This is a genomic window from Acidiferrobacter sp. SPIII_3 (assembly GCF_003184265.1).
Lineage (GTDB): Bacteria > Pseudomonadota > Gammaproteobacteria > Acidiferrobacterales > Acidiferrobacteraceae > Acidiferrobacter.
Genome location: NZ_CP027663.1, coordinates 3,025,518 through 3,046,404, shown reverse-complemented (window position 1 = coordinate 3,046,404; position 20,887 = coordinate 3,025,518). Strand labels below are relative to the sequence as shown.

Here is a 20,887-nt window from a genome sequence, read left to right as displayed (position 1 = left end):
CATCCCATTCCTACGGATCGTTCCCCGTCTCGCCTCCCGCGTCGCGCCCATTGCGCCCAAGCATTCTGGCGATGCCAGGACGGCTCTCCGGGGGATGGCGTGTCCTCCGAGGTGTGACGGAGAGCGGCACGCTGCCACTTTACGTCACGCACGACCACGCGGGTGACGTTTTACGTCACCTATCGCGCCCCGCAATTCAGGTTTTACTCATATACCGCCTGTCGGCCCAATGCTACGGCTCACCCGCAATCCTGGTTGCCGCATCTTTGCGCCTTTAAGGACTTACAGGATTCGTGCCAAGTAAGACCTTAATTCACGGCCGCGTCTGGTACGGATCATAACGGAATTAACTTTCAGACGAATGGCAATAGACGTTATAAAACAACGACATACTGCCTATCTGACTGCCTATATTTTGAGCATATTTGATTTTTTGCTCCAATTTTGCTCCACTTGACAGACCGCTGGGCCTGCCAGTCCAAAAAAATAAAGGGGGTACACGATGGCCACTATCCGCAAGCGTGGGGATCGGCAATGGGAGGTCCGCGTCCGCAAGAGGGGTTACCCCATCCAGTCCAAGACCCTGGAGACCAAGGCGCGCGCCGAGACCTGGGCCCGCCAGATTGAATCCGAGATGGACCGGGGCGTCTTCGTGTCCCGTGCCGAGGCCGAGAGCACCACGCTCCGCGAGGCCTTGCAGCGCTACGAATCGGAAGTGACGGCCATGAAGCGCGGCCGTGAGTCAGAGAGCAGCGCCCTCAAGGCCTGGTACGAGCACATCATCGCCTCCCGCGCGTTGTCCCGCATTCGCGGCCACGACCTGGCCCTCATCCGCGACCAGTGGGTGAAGCGCGGATTCAAGCCTGGGACCATCGTGCGCCGCTTCGCTATTCTTTCGCATGTCTTTACCGTGGCGCGCCGGGAGTGGGGCATGGAGTCCTTGGGGAATCCTATCCGCGATGTGCGCATGCCGCGCGTGGATAATGCCCGTGACCGCCGCCTCCAGGGCGACGAGCTCGTACGCCTCCTGGCGGCTGCGAAGGCGCATGCCGCGGGCCCGGCGCGGAGGGTGGGCGACATCGGGCCCCTCATCACTTGGGCTATCGAGACCGCCATGCGCCGCGGCGAGATTGCCGCCATGCGCTGGGAGCACGTGGACCGCGACGCGCATGTGCTTCTCATCCCGATCACCAAGAACGGGAAACCTCGGCGCATCCCGCTATCGTCCAGGGCCCTCGCGGTGCTCGATGGACGACCACGACGATCCGACAATCTCGTCTGGGGCTCCAGCGTGGCCGGGATCACCGCCATCTTCAAGAAGGTGTGCGCCGCTGCCGGCGTCAAAGGCCTGCGGTTCCACGACCTCCGTCATGAGGCCACGTCGCGGCTCTTTGAGAAGGGGCTCGGGATCATGGAGGTGAAGGAGATTACGGGTCACAAGAGTTTCACACACCTCCAGCGCTACACCCACTTGCGGGCCGAGGATCTGGTCCCTCGTCTCGACTGACGTTCTGCGTCACATGGCGGGCCGCCACCCCACCGCCCGCGTGAGGTGCCTGTCTCACCGTTTATCGGGCCAATTCTACCGAATCCGACCGCCAGTTTTTTTGGGGCCTCCAAGAGACCCTTTATGCGTGAAGGGGTTACGGTCCAACGCCTCTTGACCATCGCTTCTTTACCGTCGCGCCTGGTACGAATCCTGCACCTTTTATGCCACGTACACCGTTCATCGTGAACCGGTGCTATTGAGGTTGGGAGGAGTTAATGGCCATGCGTACAAAGAACCCCATAGTGGCCGGTATCCAAGCCGGCTTTACCTTGATCGAGTTGATGGTCGTGATCGCGATCATCGGTATCCTGGCGGCCATCGCCATTCCCCAGTACGAGAAGTACATCGTGACCACCAAGGCTCAGGATGTGGCGCAGAACTTCCATTCGGCGATCACGGCTACAACCGCCGCCGTGTCGGCGGCGCAGGCGGGCCAGGCGACCCTTATTGCCATGAAAAACGCGCAGGGGACCGCTGCCACTCCGCCGACGGCGGGCCAGGGAAGCCCTGTCCTGAGCTACACGGCCGGCGACCCGGCAGCTAGCGGGACGACGGGCGCGTCCGCGACGAACTTCGCCTTTATAGGGACCTCGGGCGCAACAGGCCCGGCCACGCCAACATATTGTGGTGAGGTGGATGTTGCTGCGGGACAGAGCAGCTCGGTGGGTGGCGGAACGCCAGGCGCCTGGGTTGCTCCTGGCATCTCGCTTCCGGTCTACATCACGATAGGTGCTGGCAAGCTATGTACTGGGAACACCACGCTCGGCAACGACATTATCAATGCAGTCGTTGGCGATGGATCTGCGGCAAAGGTTGCCGAAACAAATAGTGCCACAGCGACAGTTCCTGCCTGCGTGACGGGCGTTAGCCTGTGTGAGGCCTCGGTCGGCCCGAACGGTTCGGTCACGCCGTAACGATAACGACATAGCGGCAGTTGCGAGAGGGCGCGAGGTTCGCGCCCTCTTTTCTTTTTGTCGTTGCGGACCCCTCAAGGCTTTGTGTCGCCGCCCACGACCTCCGGTCCCTCGAATCCTCTTTTCTGTAGGTCGGCTTTCATCCGCTTGCCAAAGTCCTTCACTCGTCAGGAAGCACACGGCCCGCATTGCTGAGCACGATCACGCGAATGGACGCCCTTCTAAGCCGCTATTCGCCGCCACACACCGCTTGCCATGCCGGAAAATACTCGTATTGACAGGGTACGAGGCTCAACGAATGAGGCTTGGTAGTGATCAAGACGTGGCAGCGATCTTGGGGATCAGCCATGATCGGTTGAAGGCGCGGATCAGCGCAGGCGCGCCTGTGCCGCCCTTCATGCGAGCGCCTGGCTCAAAGTATCGCAGGTGGGACCTCGATGCCGTTGCGGCCTGGTTGGTGCAGTACACGGTGCGCGGTACCGCTGACCAGGGGTTGCCACGGCGCGGACGGGGCCGGCCTCGGAAAGCGAAAAAATGATCCTTCCGAACCCAGTATTTTCCAATCCTAAAATGAGTCTGAAGGGCGAGAGTCAGGGGCCACCCTCAGCCGGATTTGAGATGCTGTTCGCGTATGGTGTGAAAGAGTTTCTGGCGGGCCTTCTGCAGACGGTCCGCCGCCTGATTGTCGCTGAGGGCATAAGCGACTTGGTCCAGTATCGCAAAGCTTAAACCCGGCTTCAAATAGGCCTCCGCCCCGGGGAGCGACTTCAGCTTCTCATAGGGGGTCATCATGGCCTCATAGCGGTAGCGCTTACGCTCACGGCCCTTGGCATCCGTGTAGGTCTCGGGGAAGAAGCAGGGGCGGTGGTAGTTCACGTAGGGATTCAAGACCTCCTGGTTGAAGAGATGGATCCTTTGGGCGAAGCGACTGGGGATGTGGCTATAGCCGAAGACCTTGCGCACCACGGCGCCGTTCTTGCTCTCGGCCAAGGCATTGTCGTTGGACTGCCGGGAGCGTGACTTCGTGAACGCGATGAGCAGTTTCTCCAGCAGTTCGGCGACCCGCTTGTTGATATATTCTGAGCCGTTGTCCGAGTGGAAACCCAGCACCGTAAACGGGAAGGCCTCCAGCAATTGGGCGAGGATCGGGATCAGATACGATTCGCTGATCTTCTCGAGCGTGCAGACCACCTCAAACTGCGTGACCTCGTCGACCGCATTCACATGATAAACGCCTTTTTTCCCGTCCAAATCCCCCTGGTGAACGGTATCGATGCGGATGGTGCCGGGGCGTCCGTGGGGGACCGGTTTGCGGCGTTCCCCGATCGGGATCGGCCGTGGCCGGGTCTTCTCGAAGTGGCGCCGCTTGCGCGTGTACGGAACGGACTTGCGGAGGTTGTAGAGGTGGCTCACCGAGATCTGCGCCAAGCGCTCGTATTCGGTTTGACCGAAGACCAACAAGGCCCGCTCGCAGAGCTTCTTGACCGCCGGCCCCGAGGGCGTGTCGTGGCGCTCATCCATGGCCGCCAGTAGTCCGATATCAGCGGGCGTGTACTTCGGCGTAAAGCCCGCCACGGTCCTCTGGCGGCGTCTCACGGCGCCGCTCGTGCGGTACTGGGCGATCAGGCGCGTGATCTGTTGCCGGGAGTAGCCGCTGACCTTGGCAAGTACGCGGATCACGACCCCTTGGTCGGCCCGGGAGAGGGTGAGATACCGGAAGCGGACCAGGGTCTTTTGCACCCATTCATAGCGGGCCCCAGGGCTGCTCAGTACCGAAAAGGCCACCGTCTGGGTGCCGGACAAAAAGTCCACAAGCTGATCAATGGAGGTCAGATTATCGAGGTTCATAAGGGTTTGCATCTCCCTATCATGAACAAAACCCAACCCGGCTTCAGACTCATTTCATGTTAGAAACACAAGCCCCCCTTCAGACTCACTTCATGTTGGAAGAGGCTAACCCTTGACGCGACTGGCTGGAGTGCATACCATTTGTATGCGGGCACCGCCCGTACCTATGCGAAGCCTTTAGCGGCCTCACCTCACAACCCCGCCTTCCCGGCAGGAGTTGAAAAGGACCACACAGGATAGATCTGTCCTGAATTCCTGGTCCTGAAATCCTCAAAAAATGGCTTCACCAATTCGGCCCTCAGCTGAAAAACAGGGACCACAGGACAACTATGTCCTGATTGCGGTCCCTAAAAACTCCCAGGTCTTTTGGCGCGCTTTGGCGCAAAAAAACTCGCACCCGCCGGCCTTGCCGCGCGGGTCCGGCCCCTTTTTGCGCGTCCAACCCCCTCTCATGTTGTGTTGTACGCCTCTATCCGCCGCGCGGCCGGGCGGCTTCTTGCGTTTTCGCCAGGAGGCGTATTTTCATGAACCTGAACAAATTGGAAGCAGAAGCGCCAGGGTTTACGTGGGTTTACAAATCGGTCAAGCGGTTGGCGCTTTTTCACAAGATCGACCTCGTTGATTGCCAAGAAATTGCGCTGTTGGCGATCGTTGAGCACCCGGGCAACCTCCAGGCCGCAACTCGCGCTGCACGCGGCGAGCTGAATGCTGAGCGTCGCCAACGCCGTGGCGGCCGGCCGATCGATGATCGGACCGACGGGGACGGCGAGGGGGTAGAGGTCGAGGCGGACCGCCGGGTCCTGCCTGGTGGGTTCCAGCTAACTCACTTGAATGATGAGGGTGAGTACCAAGATCAAAACGATCAAGGTCACGGAGATCAGGTCAACGATTGCACCGAGGATCACGACACGCGGCGCCTTCCAACCAATGTCCATGGCTTGATCGGCGCGATCATGTTTTGGGCGGATCGTGGGATGAACGTGAAGCAGATCGCTGAACGTGTGGGCCGCACCCAAGAACGCATTCGCCAGATCCTTAATGACCCAGAAAAAATCCGCCGCGCCGTCGCTTACGCAAAGGCCCATCCGACCTTCCCCGGCCTGGGTCTGGAAAATTGCCCCCCGGCGCCGGGCAAAAAAATCAAGCACAAGCCACGGGACGCGCACCCGATCGCGCAGGATCGCGGCTGCGATCAGGACTGCTTGCCCTTGTTTTAAAAGGGCTTTCCGGGGGTGGCGAATGGCCCTGTTTTTAGGGGTGCATTCGCCGCCTTCCACATCGGAAAGATATGGAAAATTTCCCTACATGCTGATTGCAGGTAGAGGTGACAGAAAGATGGCGAACGAATCGAATCCCATTGCCTCGGGGCTTCCCTGGCCCCGACTAGATATCCGGCGTGCCTGCCTTGAACAGGCGCCAGCGCTCGAGTTTGTTGTGGCGAACCTGCCAGCCGAGCCGGGCATTTATGGAATGCTGGTCGGGCCAGATGGCTCACGAAAATCGTGGCTGGCTCTCCTCATGGCCGTCGCGGTGGCTTCCGGGCGGCCGGTCGCCGGCGGGCTTTGGCCGGCGCCGGCAAGTGGGCGGGTCGTGTTTGCCACGGCCGAGGACTCTGCAAATGAACTGTGGAGACGAGTGCAGGCAATCTATCGAACGCCAGGGTTTGAGTATATGGCGGATCTAGATGACCGACTGGACATTGTGCCGCTCTCGTCCACGAGCGATGGCCTCACTCTGGTTACTCAGGATGGGCGACAGGCGGTTGAGCACAGCCAGGTAAGCACTCTCGTCGAGATCGCGCGCGGCTCGCGCCTCATTATACTGGACCCCCTGAGCGATCTCCTGGACGCGGATGAGAACGACGGGCGAGCCGCGAAGCTTCTCGTAACGACGTTGCGAAAAATCAGCAGCAAAACGGGAGCGGCGGTTCTCGTGGTACATCATCAAAACAAGGCCGCGATGTTGGGAGGAGAGACCCACAACCAGTCCTCGCGGGGGAGCAGCAGAATCCCGTCGGGGAGCCGGTGCGGCCTGGTCGTGCAGCCGCCACGCCCTGAGGACGTCGAGCGCATGAACCTAGACCCGACCGACGCCTGGAGATGGACTGTGGTCACCGACAGCAAGACCTCCTACTCAGGCAAAGGCGCGCGAATGGCGCTCTACCATGCCATGGGCAGCGTGCCATTGGCCCGTGAGATGCCAAAGACGGGGGCGGAGATCGTCGAGAAGCTAAAGGCCGCAGAACAATACCAGAAAGCGGCGGCGCCACATGCAAAGCGGGGCAAACGCGGTCTGGGAAACCTCATGGGTGATGGGGCGGAGGAGTTCGATAAACAGAGTAACCAAAACGCTGGAACCGAAACCGCGACGGCGACGGGCGCATTTGGAGGCAAGTGGTAATGAACAACGTGCTCCCATTGCTCCCATATGAAAAAGGGAAAATAACCCCCTACAAACAACGCATGATGCCCACAACAACGGCAAGTCAGGCGCGGCTCCAGTTTTTCCAGCCAACGCGAAACCCCGTTTACTGCACGCGCAAGATCGAGACCGAATGGGGCCGGGCCGAGATCACGGGAAAGCTTGGCGTCGTGCATGCCTCGTGCCTGGAGTCGATCATGTGTTTTGCCCTGGACAAGCGGGGCCTGGAAAACGGTGGGGTACAGATCCTCGTAGATCCCTACGACATCCGAAGGACCCTAGGGGAGGGCGCGCGCGAGTCACGCTTGCTGGTGCCCGCAAAACGGCACCCGAATCGGACGCGGCGACGCATATCGAGCGGGGGATACAGTAGCTCCGCGATCCGCAGTCTCATCACAGACCTAACCGCTTGCGCATTCTCAGCCACCATAAAAACACGCGACGGGGACCAATGGGTGTGCCGCCCACTCGGGCTCGTGGTCGGCGTGGAGACCAGCGAAGCGACGCGCACGAACCCTGGAACGGGGGAGACCAGGCGCATGTGGCGCGTGACGCTCGGCCCCGCGGGCGTGAGCCTGTTCGGCGACGACCTGGCGTTACATTACGATCCACGGCCCCTAGCGGCCCTCAGGAGCGGCGCAGCGGCGGCCGTGGCCCGCTGGTGCCTCACACACCGCGAAAGCCCGCCGGCTGGCTGGAAACTCAACACCGTGCTGGAGGCGGTGGGGGCAGAGACAGAGGGCGCGGTGGGTCGGCAACGGCGGCTGGAGGTCAGGCGAGAGGCTGAGGGGCTGCGCGCATGCGGGCTCGTGGTCCAGAACGATCGCATTTACACAGAGGGCGTTGCCCCCACGCCAACCAGCGTTGTCTGTACGCCAACCAAAACCGACGACGTTGCCTGTACACCAACCAGCGTTGCCTGTACGCCAACCTCGTTAGGAGTTCCTAGGAACCTCCAGATCTAGGAGGTTCCTAGGAGGTCGGGGCCATGGGCCTTGACGGCCCTGGCCCCTCCCAACCCCCGGGGCGGACGCTTGCGCGTCCGATCGGCTCTATACAGATCCTCCGCCCTTACTACATCCACGAGAAACAGGGTCAGATCGGCCACTGCTGTGCAGACCTCCAACACCCTACCACCCGACACCCCTGCAAGACCGGGCGCGGGGCGACCGGCACGCCCGAGCGCGAGCGTATGCGAGCGATCGCGAGGGCGGGTGAGGGCGCCCATACCCGCGCCTCTAGCCGCCCGAAGGGCGACGGGTGGCGTCCGGCGCATGCCGGGCGCGGTGACTGGGGTGCGTGGCTCGTGGCGAACAAGGCTTGCTGGTAGTTCGCGTATTTGCTAACCTTCTCGTCATGGCCTACTCCCTGGAATACTTCCACGCGAAGGTGTTAGCCACAATCGAGGCATGGCCCGTGGATATATCCGCAGACTACGCGCGGTTGGTCGAACTTCTCATCGAGTACGGCCCCGACCTGGGCCTGCCGCACTCGCGCGCCTTGGGTGGCGGGCTATTCGAGTTGCGGCCCAAGGGACGATCGGGGATTGGCAGGGCGTTTTATGGCTTTCTGGCGGGGCAGCGCGTGATCGTGCTGCACGCCTTTATCAAAAAGACTCAACAGACGCCGGTCCGGGATCTCAAGAAGGCCCGGGATCGCATGAAAGAGGTCATACAAAATGAGCAAGCTAAAGTACGAGCCGGTCGCACACGACCATAAGCGCTTTCTGGAAAAGGCCGCGAAGCGGAAGGGGTTTTCGGAGGCCTACGAGGCCCTGGAGACGGAATACACCCTGGCGCATACCTTGCTGGACGCGCGGCGACGGGCCGGTCTCACGCAAGAGGCCGTGGCGGATCGCATGGGGACCACCAAGAGCGTCATCTCGCGGCTGGAGGGCGGAACGAAACACGCGCCGTCCGTGGCGTCTTTGAAAAGATATGCGGAGGCCGTGGGCTGCACGCTCTCTATTACCCTCGTTCCTCATCCGTAACAAATGGTCCGCTGACGCTGATGCACGATGCGATGCCCGAGGCGCAAGCCATTCTTCGGGCCTGGGAGCCCTTCAAGAAGGTGGTCGGCGTGACGGCCGTGCGTACCGAAGAGGACTGCGCGCGGGCGCGGGCCGTCATCGAGGTGTTGCTGGACGCCATTGGTAAGGATGAGGACCATCCCTTGGGCGACGTGCTCGATTACCTCGCCGACCAGGTGGCGGTCTATGAGGATGAACACGTCGTCATCCTCGAGGCCGAGCCCAAAGAGGTGCTGCGCTTTTTGATGGACCAGCACGAGCTAAAACAGGACGATCTCGCGGACTGCGCCGCTTCGCGCGCGAAAAATGGCGGAAACGGGGGAGGCACGAGCTAAAACAGGACGATCTCGCGGACTGCGCCCCTCAGGGTCGTATTTCCGACATCCTGAACGGCCGTCGGGCGATCAGCAAAGACATCGCCCGGAAGCTCGCGCGCCGCTTTCATGTGAGTCCGGCCCTGTTTGTTTGAGGGTGATTTGGAGGCCGGAGAGGCCACCGCGAAGGGAAAGAGGCGAACCACCACGGCCCACGACAGGCGGCGGGCTGATATCGTGATCTCACCTCGCCCCGGGCGCGGTTTTTGTTTTCAGAAACGCGCCTCCGCAGACCCGGTTAATCATCTCGCCGATGAATTGAAGCCGACTGCCGGCCTCATCGCAGGTGGCCGCGCTCAAAAGCTCCTCGTTCCCATGCGCCAGGGCGTTGCGAAGTTGCGCAGCTTCGGCGACTTGCCGTTGCCATCCATCAAGGCGATGTTGGACAAGCCAACCCGTGTAGAAGTTGCGCAGCTTCGGCGACTTGCCGTTGCCATCCATCAAGGCGATGTTGGACAAGCCAACCCGTGTATTCTCCAAGGTTCCCGCTTTCACCTTCGAAAATCCGGACAACGCTTTCTCTCATGATGACGTTTGCCAGAGCCTCATGATCAACGTGCTCATTTATGAGCGCCTTAAATGGCGTACGCTTTTGGTCCGCGCCTCGTAGCGCGGCCTCCAGGGCGACATAGCCCATGAGGACGCCGACCGCCGCGAACTCGCGGACGAACCAGCTGTAAAGAACAAGGTTCGCGGCTATATCGAATATCGCCCTGACTCTTGCGGGGATAGTGGGGTCGTTTGTGAGACCAAAGTGCGGTGCCCCGAGTGCGGAGTGCACGAATTGGTCGAACGTGCCCGCGTAGCCTGTAGGGTAGCCTATCACACGGTCCGCTTCCGCGCCCAGCCGCGACTTGTGTTCTAGCCTCGGGTCCCTACTGAGTATTTCAGCTGGGCCGCGCCTCTCGCCCGGGTTTTGTGGCGTGTTCGCAAAACGGAAGGCGGCCAGGTCGATGGGGGTCCCGCAACATGGGCAACATGGCTTATCCATAGGCGCACCCTTTACTAATGTGGTTCGGATCATCGTGTCGCATTCCGCGGCCCACGCAATTGTACGCCCAAATTTCCGTCCCCGCTGATATCTCCTAGAGGCCCCCACCGTGGGGGCCGTTGGAGGTATATATGGGAAAGCAGGCAGTTCGGGGGTTCCTCCTGGGGATGGCCGCGATGATCTTTTTGACCATCGTGGCCGCCGGCGCGGCCCATGCCGCGCAGATCGGCGTTGTGGGTTTTGCAAACGGCTCGACTCGGCCCGAGCGCATCCCCGTGGCGCTGGTCGCCCAGGCGCAGTCGGCATCGCGCAAGCCAGGGCACGTCGTTTTGTTGCGTGGTGGCGCGAGCCCGGTCGGCAGCCAGTCCTACAATTTTGTGTTGTCGGGCGAGCGGACCGCGGCTATCCGCGACGTGCTTGTGGAGCATGGCATCCCCCGCAAAAAGATTGTCTCGCAATACGTCGGGATCGTCCACCGTGGATCGGCGAGCGCCGACCGCCAGGTGATCGTCGATGCCACGACCCGTGCGGCGCTGGGCATGGCGGTGCCGGGAGACCAGGGCCAGGAGGCGGCTTTGCGCCGCCTGGAGACGCAGGTCCAGGCCCTGGAGGCGGTGGCACATAAGGTCGCGGCCACGCCCAAGGCCGTGCCGGTCAAGGTGCGCCATCCGTTCTACCGTGGCCGCATATGGTACTCAACGCGGACGACACAATTCAATAACGGTGGAAGTGTTGTGGGGGTGAGCTATTCTACTCCCGTGGTGTTTGGTGGAGGGATTGCCGGAGCCGTGATCGGGGCGGGCGACAACTACCAGCAAAAGGGGTATGGGTTCTCGATCCATACTCGCCGGCCAGTAGATTTCAATTTTTGGACTCCGTACTCAATCCCGCTGCAATTCAGCCTGGCCGGCCTGTCCCAAACGCAGCAGGTAGCAAACCCTGTGACGCAGAACACCCAGGAGGCGACCTTTCTGCCCAATGGCGTGTTGTTTTACCCGGTAAACTCCCGGGGTCTATCCGGATTTCCCCACGCTATTTGAGGCAGATTCCTGAGCTTGCCGGGAGATAAAAACACGGGTCTCATACCCTCTTTGGTTGACGCCAATCAACAAGAGGAGAGACCCATGAGCAACCTGACGTTGCTGGCAAAAATTTTACGCCTGAAGGAGCTGAAGATCACCTGGTTCCAATTCCGGCAGCGCGATACGGAACTGCATCTGGGGATAAAGCCGTATAAGAATGGTTGTCGCTGTCCCGTGTGTGAACGCCGCTGCCGGATTGTGCGTCAGGGCCAGGAGGCCCGACGGTGGGAGGACATTACCCTCTTTGGCCGCAAGATCGTTCTGTGGTATGCCCCGAAAGAGATTGAGTGCCCCACGCATGGGCGGACGCAAGAGGAGATCCCGTGGGCGGCGGCGCATGCCCGCATCACCTATCGCCTGGAGTATCGGCTCTGTGCGCTCTGTCAGATCATGACCCAGAAGGCGGCGGGCGCTATTCTCAAGCTGCCGTCCTCCACCGTCTCCGACCTGCTGCATCGCGTGATTGCCCGCAGCCGCGCGGACCATCGCATCCGTGGTCTCGTGACGCTCGGGGTCGATGAAATCTCCTACTGCAAGGGCCGGAAATTCGCCACCATTGTCTATGATCTCGACCGCTCTTATGTCGTATGGGTAGGCAAAGGCAAGGGCCGCGAGACCATCGACCGCTTCTTCCACGAGGCCTTATCGCCGGCCCAAAGGGCCCGTATCCGGTGGGCCAGCTGTGACATGAGCCAAGCCTATATCGGGGCCATCAAACACCATTGCCCGACAGCCCAGCTTGTCATCGACCGCTTTCACCTTGCGAAGGCTCTGAATGAAGCCGTAGACGAGGTGCGTAAGGAGGAGTGGCGGCAGCTGGGTGCCGAGGGGCGCCACGCGATCAAAGGGCTGCGGTGGTTATTGGGCATGCATTCGCGTAACCGTACCAAGGGCGACACGCGGCTTCTCAATCGGCTGCGGACCTCCAATCGACACATTCACCGCGCCTGGGTGCTCAAAGATGAGTTCGACCATTTCTGGCACTTCCAGTACCCAGGAGCCGCCAAGCGATTCTTGAAGCGCTGGATGACCGCGGCTCTCAGAAGCCGCCTCCCCTCGCTCAGGCGGTTTGTCACGACCCTGCGTAACCACTTCGACAACATCCTCACTTTCATTAAACGGCCGTTGACCAATGCGGTGGGCGAAGGCATCAACCGTCTGCTCAAGATCCTGAAGAATCGCGCCTCGGGATTCCGGGGTTTGGAGCCCTTCGCTGACCTGATCTTCCTGACCATCGGAGACCTCGATATCCTTGACCTCGATATCCTTGCGCAGATTCCCTCCGATTTGCGTACGCTGTGAGTGCACAGAAAACGGCTATGCCGATAGGGAATATGCGGAGTTTAGTAGTGGGGAGATCCGGATATAGCCAACTCCCGCGATAGCGTGAGCACGCAATTTTTACACGCGTCGGTTTCGTCGCCATGGAATGTTTATGGGCTGACGGTGACCCCCGGCATTAAGTTCGGGTGGTTGGGCGAGCAAAGCCTGTCGGGCGGGCAGGTCAGCCAGCCGATGTTGCCCGGGTGCACCACGGCAAACAACGGCGGCTACCCATGCCCGACCGTAACGGAGACCACTACAGCGGCCGTGGGCGGCTCGGCGATCTCCGTGACCCCAAGCCTGGCGATCTCCGGCCAGGGCTGGCAGATCGGGTACAGCCAGTCCCCGTGGGGTGCGGATGGGTTTTATGCCCCCCGCGTTCTGATGGGTACGGTCCATGGGCGCGGCGTCTCGCTTACCATGGGTATGGCCTTCCCCGATTGCTCAATGTGTAGTGGGAACGGCGCGAGCATTAGCATGGGCAAGTTCGTAAGGCTCGGTGTCCATGGAGATGGATGGGGTGCAAGCGCAATCTGGGTCGGCGGATAACAGTTCCAGGCGGATGGAATGACGATGCCGGCCACGTTAGCTCAATCGCTCGCCCCATTTAACCCGGCGCATCCGTGGAACTCGTACAACCCCGGGATCACAGTAAACTTGACCAAGCGCCTGACTCGCGGGCTATGGGTGGAGGCCAGCTACGGACTGGACCACCAGGGAGGGACGGGCTATAACGCTGGCGCCCCGAACGTACCCCTGTATGTCGGCGGCCCAAACCCGATCATCCTGCCCTCACCTGGCGCGGCGACGGCCGTGACCAAGACCGAGGAGCTGAGCCTGCGCGGTCGTTTTTAACCTCCCGTCACCTGGCAGACGGCTTGGCCCCGGTAACCCCGGGGCCTTTTTTATGGGGGTCCAGTGGCTCAAAAAGTGTGACAAAAGCGTATCAGAAAATGAGCCACCTGTGCGCGGAATTTCCGTCCATGGAGATAAGGGGAAGCCCCCGCGTGGGGGCATGCCAGAGGACAAAAACATGGAAGATGATGAGTATCGTAAAAGCGAAGGGCCATGGATGGCCCCCTTTTTAGGGAGGCACTTAGGGATGGACGACAAGGCGGAGCGGAAACGATTGCAGCACCTGGAGGCCGTGCAAAGATATTTTGCGGCGCACAAGGGGGAGCTGAAGCATGTCGGGATGACTTGGCCGCTCGCGTTGCTAAAAAGGATTGATGAGGCAGCGGCTGCGGAGGGCGTGAGCCGGCGAGCATGGTTGCTCGCCCTATGCGGAAGGGAACTCGGGAGGCTGACAAAGAAGCGCAAGCGGAAGCCTGGATGACGCGATTTCCGGCCGCGATGATGATAGTAGTAAGCCCCGATGTGGGGCGATAGATAATCGAGGAGGTACGCCATGAGTTATCAGCCCCAATATCGGTACACCCCCGCGCCCCGGCCAGCAAACCACTGGTTGGCCCTGTTGGTGAAGGTAGGCCCTTTGCTGGCCGGCGCGACCATCGCTGCAGTGATGGGCACGCACATGATCCATGAATATTCGCCCCCGTCGCGGACGGCGCCGGTATCGCAAATCGTGGCCTTCTACTCTAAGGGCGGGTTGGGCGCCGCCGGTGCGGACCCGCACTGGACGATGGAAGCCTCGGAGAACACGGCCGAGTGGCACAAGGCCGTGGCCTACTGCCGGGCGCAGGCGCAGCAAAGCGCGGACCTGGACGGCGGCGCCATCGGGCACGCCGCCCCGGGGTGCGCGACCATCCGGACCCTGGCCCAGTCGGGTTACTAACCCCCCCCTCTCTCGATCCCCGCAGTCCCCACCAATACCCCGGCCGCAAGGCCGGGGCCTGCCTCGCCCGCGCGGCCCGCGGTCGATCCCGACTTTATACGGACAAAATACGGACAAGCGCAGTGGGACGGTCGCGGAGGTGGCGGCCGATCCCGACTTTATACGGACAAAATACGGACAAGGCCTGGGAAGCCGAGGCTCACACCTCCTATAGGGCCAATGAAGCCCTACGGGCGCCTGATGACTGGGGGCTGACGCCCCCATACCCCCAAAGGTCAACCCCCGCAGAGAGATGAGCGAGCGGCACAGCGCACAGCGCAGAGCGCCGATAGCGATCGAGTTCCCTGTTCCTCCTGTACCAAGCCAGTAACCCCGCACCCAACCCCTGTCGTCCCGCTCCCTGCGGGTCTCGTTCTCCCCGCCATCCCTGGCGGTAACCCCAACCCCGGCCCGTCTTGCGCCGGGCAGTCCCCGCCCTTCGGTCGGGGCCCCAGGCCTTCACACCATCGCACCCCTTCGGGGTGCTAGAAAACCCAGTGCCCGCCTCAAAGTCCGTGCTAAATCAATACATTAGAAGCGTCAGACAGTGGCAGACGTACTCGATTCTGTGGCAGACGTTTTCCCGCCGAATCCGCCGCAAACCCGCGTCGCGCTTCAGGATCGGTGTCAGCCAAACCCCCCCCCACATTTTGGCGTCCGAGTGGCGTTTATAGGTGGCCGTCAATCGACCGTCGAGCGCCCAAAACGGGCCGCATCGGTACCGGATAAGGCCGTAGATAGGACGAAACGGGCCGAATCGTTCGCAATGGGCACAGACAGACAGTTCCGGGCGCATTAGTGCCGTTCCATGTCCTGTTGTGGCCCGTTTTGGGCGCGCCATAGGTATTTGGGCGCGTTACAGGCAAACGGCGGCCTATTTTGGGCGCTATTCGCCACTTGCATATCTGGAGGACGTGTCACGATTTCCGTACGCGCCGATAAAGGTAGGAGGGCAAGGAGAACTCAATATGGACCTGAAACCAAAACGCTTAATGGCCCGGATGGCTCGCCATCAGGAGGCCGTGATCGCGGCCCGGCTGGCGGGCCTGTCCTGGAATGAGATCGGTGAACGCCTGGGGGCGAGCGGCGCGGCGACGCGCAAGGCCTTCGTTCGGGCGCAGGCGGCCATGCAGTCCGGGAAGCTGGTGCCTCTGGAGCAAACGCCGTTGCCGGACCCTCCGGTGACCCAGGCGACTGCGCCAGTGGCGACGGTGCCGCGATCCGCGTCACTGTCGGGGCCCGAAAAGAAAGATGAGGGCGACTTCATGTCGCGATTCAGTATCAGTAGACCAACCAAGTAACGGAGGCACTATATGAAGAAGATCATTATTTCGCATGGCGACAAGGGCGGCGTAGGGAAATCCATAGTCGCCACGGTCTTGGTCGAGGCCCTGGTGACGGGAGGTCACCCCATTCACCCCATTGCTCTTATAGAGGGTGACGCCTCGCAGCCCGATGTCGGGATGCGTTATATCGGACACGAGGATCACGGCATTACTCTCGGGGCCCTGCCCTTATCGCGCGCCGGTGCCGCGGACGCCGCAGTCGCGGACCTCTCCTATTATCTGGAGAAATCCGCCGCGGACCGCGACGTGATTATCAATCTCCCGGCGGGGGCAGGCGAGACCCTGGACGCCTTGGCGGGGTCGCTGGCCGCCGTCGCCGACGCGCTCGGATTCACGCTTTATGCCACGTACTCATTAGGAAAGGGGGAGGCGCCGGCCAAAGGACTGGCGAAATCTCTTGAATCCGGTTTGATGTCCGTGATCGATCCCTATCACCGCATCGTGCTATTCCCCGCGTTTCAGGGGGCGCCCGAAACCTTCGCCTGGGCGCACTCTCCCACACGCGCGCAGATGGCATACGGGTCGGAGTGGTATGAAGCCATATTCCCCGTGCTGGCTCCTCCCGCTGTCTTCAATAAGTTCCTGAACGCCCGCGGCACATGGGCCGAGGTGCGCGAGTCCGGGGCGCTGATGGTCTACGACAAGATCGCCATCGGCCGGTGGCTCAGTGATGCGACCAAAGCCCTTGAGCCGATCTTGGCTCCGGTACCGGCCGCCGATGCGCTCCAAGACTAACCACGACATGGGGCCGGCACACCCGGCCCCTCTTCTATAGGAGTGTATCCATGAGTGAAACACTGAGGGATAAGACGTTAGCAGCGCAACCCCCCGCCATACGGGAGCAGCTATTGACGGCAGCTGCATCCGCTGGGGTGGCGGACCCGAATGATCCCGGATGGTTTATTGTGGCCGCCGTCTTGACGGCGCAGACGTCCGCCCAAGCGGCCGGCGAGGCGGCCACCAAGGTCCAGACGGCCGTCCAGGGTATCCCCTCGGCTGTCGCGGATGGCGCCGCCAAGGCCTCTATGGACGTAAAAGCGGTCATGGAAGCCGCTATTGCAAGCACCGTCACGACCAGTCTAAACGCGGCAGTCAGTGCCGGCGCGGCGACCCTCCGCCAAGCCGCCTCCGACCTCCCCAAAATTGGCCGCGAGAATCAGGACCGGATCGTTGGCGAGTGGAAGGTGGCCTTGGCTGAGGAGGCGCGTCGCCACACCTGGAGTGGGTTTTTCCAGCGGCTGTCGGTGAGTGTCCTGCTGGCGGCCCTCCTAATCGGCGGGATCTTCATCGGCGGGATGGCAACTGGCGGATGGGGCATGACCCGGCTCCTGGCCGCCGCCCACCGCATCACCCCGCACGGGTGGCGGCTGGAGGTAGGCCACAACGGCAAACCGCTCTGCGGCCCGCTGGCCGGACGCCACGTGTGCCTGGCCCGACGCGTTCAGCAACCGGGCGCGTAATTTCCGTGGGCGCTGATAGATAACAGACGCGCAATAGAAAAGGAGACGAACCCATGAAACGCCGTTGCGAACATTACACCCCCGATCTGATCGCGAACGCCGAGTGGCTATTAGATGAAGCTGTGCAGGAGCGCCGGGCACAAGGCATAACGACGCAGGAGGCGGTCGCGCGACTGGCCGACAAAATCCGGGCACTGTACTCGGAGGGTGTCGGCACGGCGCAAATCCACCGGCTTTTGACTGACTTGGGCCTCCGTATCTCCTACCAGGACATCCGCGAGGTCGTCGCGGCAGGCGACAGCGTGCCCACGGAGTCCGGGGAGGACAGCCCGTGAAGTCGCGCCGCGTCACACTACGGTTGTCCGAAGCCGATTTTGAGCGGCTACGGAACGAGGCGCGCGACCATGGATTGCCCGTGTCCGAGCACGTCCGCGCCCTCCTTTCGGGCAACCGTGCGACACAGGCGGCACCGCCGCCGGCTGACATGGCCGCCGCAGTAGCGCGCATAGAGACGCTGGCGTTGGCCGCCGCCGTGAGCGCCTACGAAACGCAGAGCATAGCCCGCGCCGGCCTCACTGCCGAGCAAGTGGCAAAGCTCAAAAAACACCGCGCCGCCCAATTTGCGGCCTGGCGCGCATGGGGTGTGCAGTCTGTGTATATCGGGCTTGACATGCGCCCCGAGACGCCGACCCCAAAGACTCCCAAGGAGGAATCCCATGAGTAGGATTTTGAATAGCGCTATCGGCCTGACATCGGCCGCCGCCATTGGCTACTGGGCCACCGGCAACGCCCTCGGCCCAGCCGTTGCGGCGGCCGCCATGGGTTTGGTCCTCCATGCCAAATACTCGGGCGGCGCTCCCAAAGAGCAGTTTGGCGACACCGTGCGGGGCACCCAAGTCGATACGAAAACGAAGCGGAAGGGACGCGCTCCCGCCGACCAAATCAGCATCGGCGGCATCCCGATCCCGCGCGAGGCCGAACCGCAGCACCTTCTCCTGGTCGGCAGCCCCGGTACCGGGAAAACCGTGGTGTGTGAGTCGGTCATGGATGTCGTCCGCGCCCGTGGACAGCGCGCCGTCGTGTATGACAGCACCGGAGAATTTGTCAGCCACTACTATCGGCCCGCCCAGGATGTCATTCTCTCCCCGGTCGATGCGCGGTCCGCGCTCTGGTCTCCATGGGCCGAGGGGACAACGCCTTTTGCGTACGAAAACCTGGCGCAAGCGCTTATCCCCGACGGCCAGGGCGAAAATCAATTTTGGGCGCAGGCGGCCCGTGCGATCATGCGCGCGGCGCTGGCCTCCACGACCGATCTGGCAGCGCTGATCGATTTGATCTTTGCCCAGGATCAAGAAGTGCTTCTGATGTGCCTACAAGCCCAGGGGCTCGCCGGGCTGGCCGGCCCCCCGCAGATGTTGGCATCGAGTCGGGGTGAAGCGGCGACCTACGTCCAGCCGCTCTCGTATCTCCCCGCGCCTGGGCCCGCGCCGTTCTCGATTCGCGATTGGGTAAAGGATGAGTCGAAAGACTCGTGGCTTTTTATCACGAGTCGGGCCGATGTGCATAAAAGCATCCGGCCGCTGATCAGTATGTGGCTAGGGCTGGCCGTGCAGTCCGCTATGTCCCTCCCCCCCAACCGCGAGCGCCGGACCTGGATGATTTTGGACGAGCTGCCCACTCTACAGAAGCTGCCGAGCCTGGACGTGGCTCTGGCGGGCGGCCGTAAATACGGGATCGCCGCCGTGCTCGGTGTACAGACGATCGCACAAACACGCGACACGTATGGACGGGATGCAGCCTCTGCCATTCTCTCCCACCCCTCCACGCGGCTTACCCTCCGGGTTGGCGATAGCGAAACCGCCACGTATTTGTCCGACAGTCTCGGGCAACGCCATACGATTCGCAAAGTCACGTCTGAATCGCAGAATACGGGCGGGGGTGGCTCCAGCACAAGCGAACAGCACGCCATCGAGCACGCGGTTTTGCCAAGCGAAATTTTGAGCCTGCCCAATTTGGTCGGGTATCTGCGCATCCCGAATGACGCCGTGATCAAGAAGGTCAAGCTGACGCCGCGTGATCGCCAAACGCTGGCCGAGCCCTACCAGGACCGGCCGCTGCATACCCCGCCGCCGGTACCGCAAGCCCCGTCGCCGGCAAACCCCGCAGGACTCGCGCGGGCCCCGAGCTCCCCAGGCCTCGATGCATCCGGCTCCGACCTGGACGGCCCGGACCTGCCGGACCTCTAGGAGGCGCATATGACTTTCAAACGGTTTCTCCTGGCGGTCGTGGATTGGTGGCGCGAAGCGCACCTGCCGCGTAGCCACAAGCGGCGCATCCGGGCCGCCCGGCGCGTGCTCGCCAAAATCGCGGACTGGGAGGCCCCGCGCATATTCGGCTACCTCCGGAAGATTGATCCGCTCAGTTTCGAGGAGTTGGTGCTGGAGGCCTTCGCCCGCTCCGGGTACCGCATCAGGCGAGGGCGACGCTACAGCGGCGACGGCGGCATTGACGGCCACGTGTGGCTGGATGGCGCCTGGGCGCCCATCCAGTGCAAGCGCTATAGCGCGCACATCAACCCCGCTCATGTCGCGGACTTCGCGGCCCTCGTGCGCCGGCACGGCGGGCGCGGGTTCTTCGTGCATACCGGCCGCACGGGCCCCCAGTCCCGGCAAGAGGCGGATGGCGTCATGTTCATCAGCGGCCAACGACTCATCGAACTGGTCACAGCGCGCGGAATTTCCGCCCACGGTGATAGAGGTGGACATACAATCAGGAGGCTCACATGACAGACACACACCACAAACGCCGCGAGGGCACGAGCGCTATCGGCCACGCGGCCGCCAGCGGCTTCCGCCGCGCGCGGGCGCTCTTCTTCCACCTGATCATCGATCTTGTGGCAATCGCAGTCCTGACCACCGTAATGGGCGACACCGACGGCGCGGGTTGGCTGGCGATCGCCATCGTGGTTGGGGCCGAGATTGGACTGCGCCACTACGAAAAGCGCAAGAGCGGCCAATTCGGCGATACGGCGCGGGGCACCGAGGTCCAGGACCACACGAAGGAGGGCAACTAATGGAGGGCGGCGACGATCACGATCTGGCCGCCGCCTGGTCTGCGCTCCGGGATCAGGCGGAAGGGCTTTTTGACCCCGAGGGCGCGGCAGTCGATGTTATCGGTGCGCTGGCCTCCGCACGTCCCGCGTGCGAGCCATCGCGTGAGGATATAGGTGTGGCAGCCGCCGCGTTGTGCCAGACCATCCATGCGGCGATTGCTGTAACCCAGGGGCTCGCGGTCCATCTCTGCGGTCCCGACCCGGCAAAGGAGGGTCGCCATGCGCGGCCCCATTGAACCGATGCTGGATACGGATGTGGAGGTGTCGTTTTGCATCGAGTGCGGATGCGACGACTGGCACGCCTGCCCGGGCGGATGTTCGTGGTTGCGCGTGGACCGCGCCGCCGGCCTCGGCGTGTGCAGTGAGTGCGCCTCGCGCGTGGCGGACTGGGACCGGGGCGACCGGACGTGCACGGAGGAGTCGCAGATGGCCCAGGACATGGCGTGGGAGGGCGGCCAATAAAGGATGTTTCCCCGCCCAGGCGGGGGTGAACCGGGCTTGCCCGCTCATGCAGTGGTCAACCGCATGATTCCCCGCCTATGCGGGGTGCTGTTAAGGACGGAAAACAGGCCACGGACGGCCGCCTAATAAAGGACAGACTATC

25 protein-coding genes are annotated in these 20,887 nt (G+C 62.1%); 22 read left to right on the top strand and 3 right to left on the bottom strand.

What is annotated here, in order from left to right:
* The first annotated feature begins 502 nt into the window (after positions 1–502).
* Both C4901_RS15535 and C4901_RS19615 read left to right on the top strand, forming a co-directional pair.
* Entirely contained in the window at positions 503–1,507 is a 1,005-nt protein-coding gene (locus tag C4901_RS15535; protein WP_110138108.1) for a site-specific integrase, read from the top strand.
* Between the two features lie 257 nt (positions 1,508–1,764).
* Positions 1,765–2,463: a prepilin-type N-terminal cleavage/methylation domain-containing protein gene (locus tag C4901_RS19615; protein ID WP_370445939.1), complete on the top strand. Its 699-nt coding sequence runs from the start codon at positions 1,765–1,767 to the stop codon at positions 2,461–2,463.
* A 603-nt stretch (positions 2,464–3,066) separates the two neighbouring features.
* Here C4901_RS19615 and C4901_RS15525 read toward each other — a convergent pair.
* Positions 3,067–4,323, bottom strand: a complete 1,257-nt coding sequence (locus C4901_RS15525) for a DDE-type integrase/transposase/recombinase (protein WP_110138107.1) — start codon at positions 4,321–4,323, stop codon at positions 3,067–3,069.
* 512 nt (positions 4,324–4,835) lie between these two features.
* Between C4901_RS15525 and C4901_RS17780 the strand changes: the two genes are divergently transcribed.
* The 6 genes from C4901_RS17780 (at position 4,836) to C4901_RS19610 (ending at position 9,230) form a co-directional block, all read left to right on the top strand.
* Positions 4,836–5,528, top strand: a complete 693-nt coding sequence (locus tag C4901_RS17780) for a hypothetical protein (protein ID WP_168185767.1) — start codon at positions 4,836–4,838, stop codon at positions 5,526–5,528.
* Positions 5,529–5,550: 22 nt separating this feature from the next.
* On the top strand, positions 5,551–6,711 hold the full coding sequence (locus C4901_RS15515) for an AAA family ATPase (RefSeq protein ID WP_168185766.1): 1,161 nt from the start codon (positions 5,551–5,553) through the stop codon (positions 6,709–6,711).
* Positions 6,712–8,148: 1,437 nt separating this feature from the next.
* Positions 8,149–8,451, top strand: coding sequence for a type II toxin-antitoxin system RelE/ParE family toxin (locus C4901_RS15505; protein ID WP_205736066.1), 303 nt, complete (start codon positions 8,149–8,151; stop codon positions 8,449–8,451).
* Positions 8,411–8,722: a helix-turn-helix domain-containing protein gene (locus C4901_RS15500; RefSeq protein WP_110138103.1), complete on the top strand. Its 312-nt coding sequence runs from the start codon at positions 8,411–8,413 to the stop codon at positions 8,720–8,722. The genes C4901_RS15505 and C4901_RS15500 overlap by 41 nt, the downstream gene beginning before the upstream one ends.
* A gap of 32 nt (positions 8,723–8,754) precedes the next feature.
* The gene (locus C4901_RS15495; RefSeq protein ID WP_205736065.1) at positions 8,755–9,096 is read left to right on the top strand and encodes a type II toxin-antitoxin system HigA family antitoxin; all 342 of its coding nucleotides are present in this window, start codon (positions 8,755–8,757) and stop codon (positions 9,094–9,096) included.
* Positions 9,045–9,230, top strand: coding sequence for a helix-turn-helix domain-containing protein (locus C4901_RS19610; RefSeq protein WP_205736309.1), 186 nt, complete (start codon positions 9,045–9,047; stop codon positions 9,228–9,230). Before C4901_RS15495 ends, C4901_RS19610 begins: the two co-directional genes overlap by 52 nt.
* Positions 9,231–9,318: 88 nt before the next feature.
* On the opposite strand, the gene C4901_RS15490 is transcribed toward C4901_RS19610, so the two are convergent.
* A complete protein-coding gene (locus C4901_RS15490; protein ID WP_168185765.1) occupies positions 9,319–9,630 on the bottom strand; it encodes a hypothetical protein in 312 nt (103 codons plus the stop codon).
* A gap of 672 nt (positions 9,631–10,302) precedes the next feature.
* On the opposite strand from C4901_RS15490, the gene C4901_RS15485 reads away from it, so the two are divergent.
* The 13 genes from C4901_RS15485 to C4901_RS15420 all read left to right on the top strand — a co-directional run bounded on the left by C4901_RS15485 (position 10,303) and on the right by C4901_RS15420 (position 20,244).
* Positions 10,303–11,166 (top strand): OmpA family protein, encoded by an 864-nt coding sequence (locus C4901_RS15485; RefSeq protein WP_168185764.1) that lies wholly within the window; start codon positions 10,303–10,305, stop codon positions 11,164–11,166.
* A gap of 84 nt (positions 11,167–11,250) precedes the next feature.
* A complete protein-coding gene (locus tag C4901_RS15480) occupies positions 11,251–12,510 on the top strand; it encodes an ISL3 family transposase (RefSeq protein WP_110138100.1) in 1,260 nt (419 codons plus the stop codon).
* A gap of 144 nt (positions 12,511–12,654) precedes the next feature.
* Entirely contained in the window at positions 12,655–13,080 is a 426-nt protein-coding gene (locus tag C4901_RS15475; RefSeq protein WP_110138099.1) for a hypothetical protein, read from the top strand.
* Positions 13,081–13,098: 18 nt separating this feature from the next.
* Positions 13,099–13,386 carry a hypothetical protein gene (locus C4901_RS15470; protein ID WP_110138098.1) on the top strand — a complete coding sequence of 96 codons (288 nt, stop codon included), beginning with the start codon at positions 13,099–13,101 and terminating at the stop codon, positions 13,384–13,386.
* 553 nt (positions 13,387–13,939) lie between these two features.
* Positions 13,940–14,326, top strand: a complete 387-nt coding sequence (locus C4901_RS15460; protein ID WP_110138096.1) for a hypothetical protein — start codon at positions 13,940–13,942, stop codon at positions 14,324–14,326.
* A gap of 1,007 nt (positions 14,327–15,333) precedes the next feature.
* Positions 15,334–15,666 carry a hypothetical protein gene (locus C4901_RS15455; RefSeq protein ID WP_110138095.1) on the top strand — a complete coding sequence of 111 codons (333 nt, stop codon included), beginning with the start codon at positions 15,334–15,336 and terminating at the stop codon, positions 15,664–15,666.
* A 12-nt stretch (positions 15,667–15,678) separates the two neighbouring features.
* Positions 15,679–16,446 carry a hypothetical protein gene (locus C4901_RS15450; RefSeq protein ID WP_110138094.1) on the top strand — a complete coding sequence of 256 codons (768 nt, stop codon included), beginning with the start codon at positions 15,679–15,681 and terminating at the stop codon, positions 16,444–16,446.
* 50 nt (positions 16,447–16,496) lie between these two features.
* A complete protein-coding gene (locus tag C4901_RS15445; RefSeq protein WP_110138093.1) occupies positions 16,497–17,171 on the top strand; it encodes a hypothetical protein in 675 nt (224 codons plus the stop codon).
* A 53-nt stretch (positions 17,172–17,224) separates the two neighbouring features.
* On the top strand, positions 17,225–17,506 hold the full coding sequence (locus C4901_RS15440; protein ID WP_110138092.1) for a hypothetical protein: 282 nt from the start codon (positions 17,225–17,227) through the stop codon (positions 17,504–17,506).
* Positions 17,503–17,895 (top strand): ribbon-helix-helix protein, CopG family, encoded by a 393-nt coding sequence (locus tag C4901_RS15435; RefSeq protein ID WP_110138091.1) that lies wholly within the window; start codon positions 17,503–17,505, stop codon positions 17,893–17,895. Before C4901_RS15440 ends, C4901_RS15435 begins: the two co-directional genes overlap by 4 nt.
* The gene (locus C4901_RS15430; protein ID WP_110138090.1) at positions 17,888–19,417 is read left to right on the top strand and encodes a type IV secretion system DNA-binding domain-containing protein; all 1,530 of its coding nucleotides are present in this window, start codon (positions 17,888–17,890) and stop codon (positions 19,415–19,417) included. The genes C4901_RS15435 and C4901_RS15430 overlap by 8 nt, the downstream gene beginning before the upstream one ends.
* A 9-nt stretch (positions 19,418–19,426) precedes the next feature.
* Positions 19,427–19,957, top strand: a complete 531-nt coding sequence (locus C4901_RS15425) for a restriction endonuclease (protein ID WP_110138089.1) — start codon at positions 19,427–19,429, stop codon at positions 19,955–19,957.
* A complete protein-coding gene (locus C4901_RS15420; protein ID WP_110138088.1) occupies positions 19,954–20,244 on the top strand; it encodes a hypothetical protein in 291 nt (96 codons plus the stop codon). Before C4901_RS15425 ends, C4901_RS15420 begins: the two co-directional genes overlap by 4 nt.
* Here the strand turns inward: C4901_RS15420 and C4901_RS15415 are convergent.
* Complete coding sequence (locus C4901_RS15415; protein WP_145960756.1) at positions 20,241–20,504, bottom strand: hypothetical protein; 264 nt, start codon at positions 20,502–20,504, stop codon at positions 20,241–20,243. The genes C4901_RS15420 and C4901_RS15415 overlap by 4 nt on opposite strands.
* Here C4901_RS15415 and C4901_RS15410 point away from each other — a divergent pair.
* Positions 20,503–20,745, top strand: coding sequence for a hypothetical protein (locus C4901_RS15410; protein WP_205736064.1), 243 nt, complete (start codon positions 20,503–20,505; stop codon positions 20,743–20,745). The genes C4901_RS15415 and C4901_RS15410 overlap by 2 nt on opposite strands.
* The last annotated feature ends 142 nt before the right edge of the window (positions 20,746–20,887 follow it).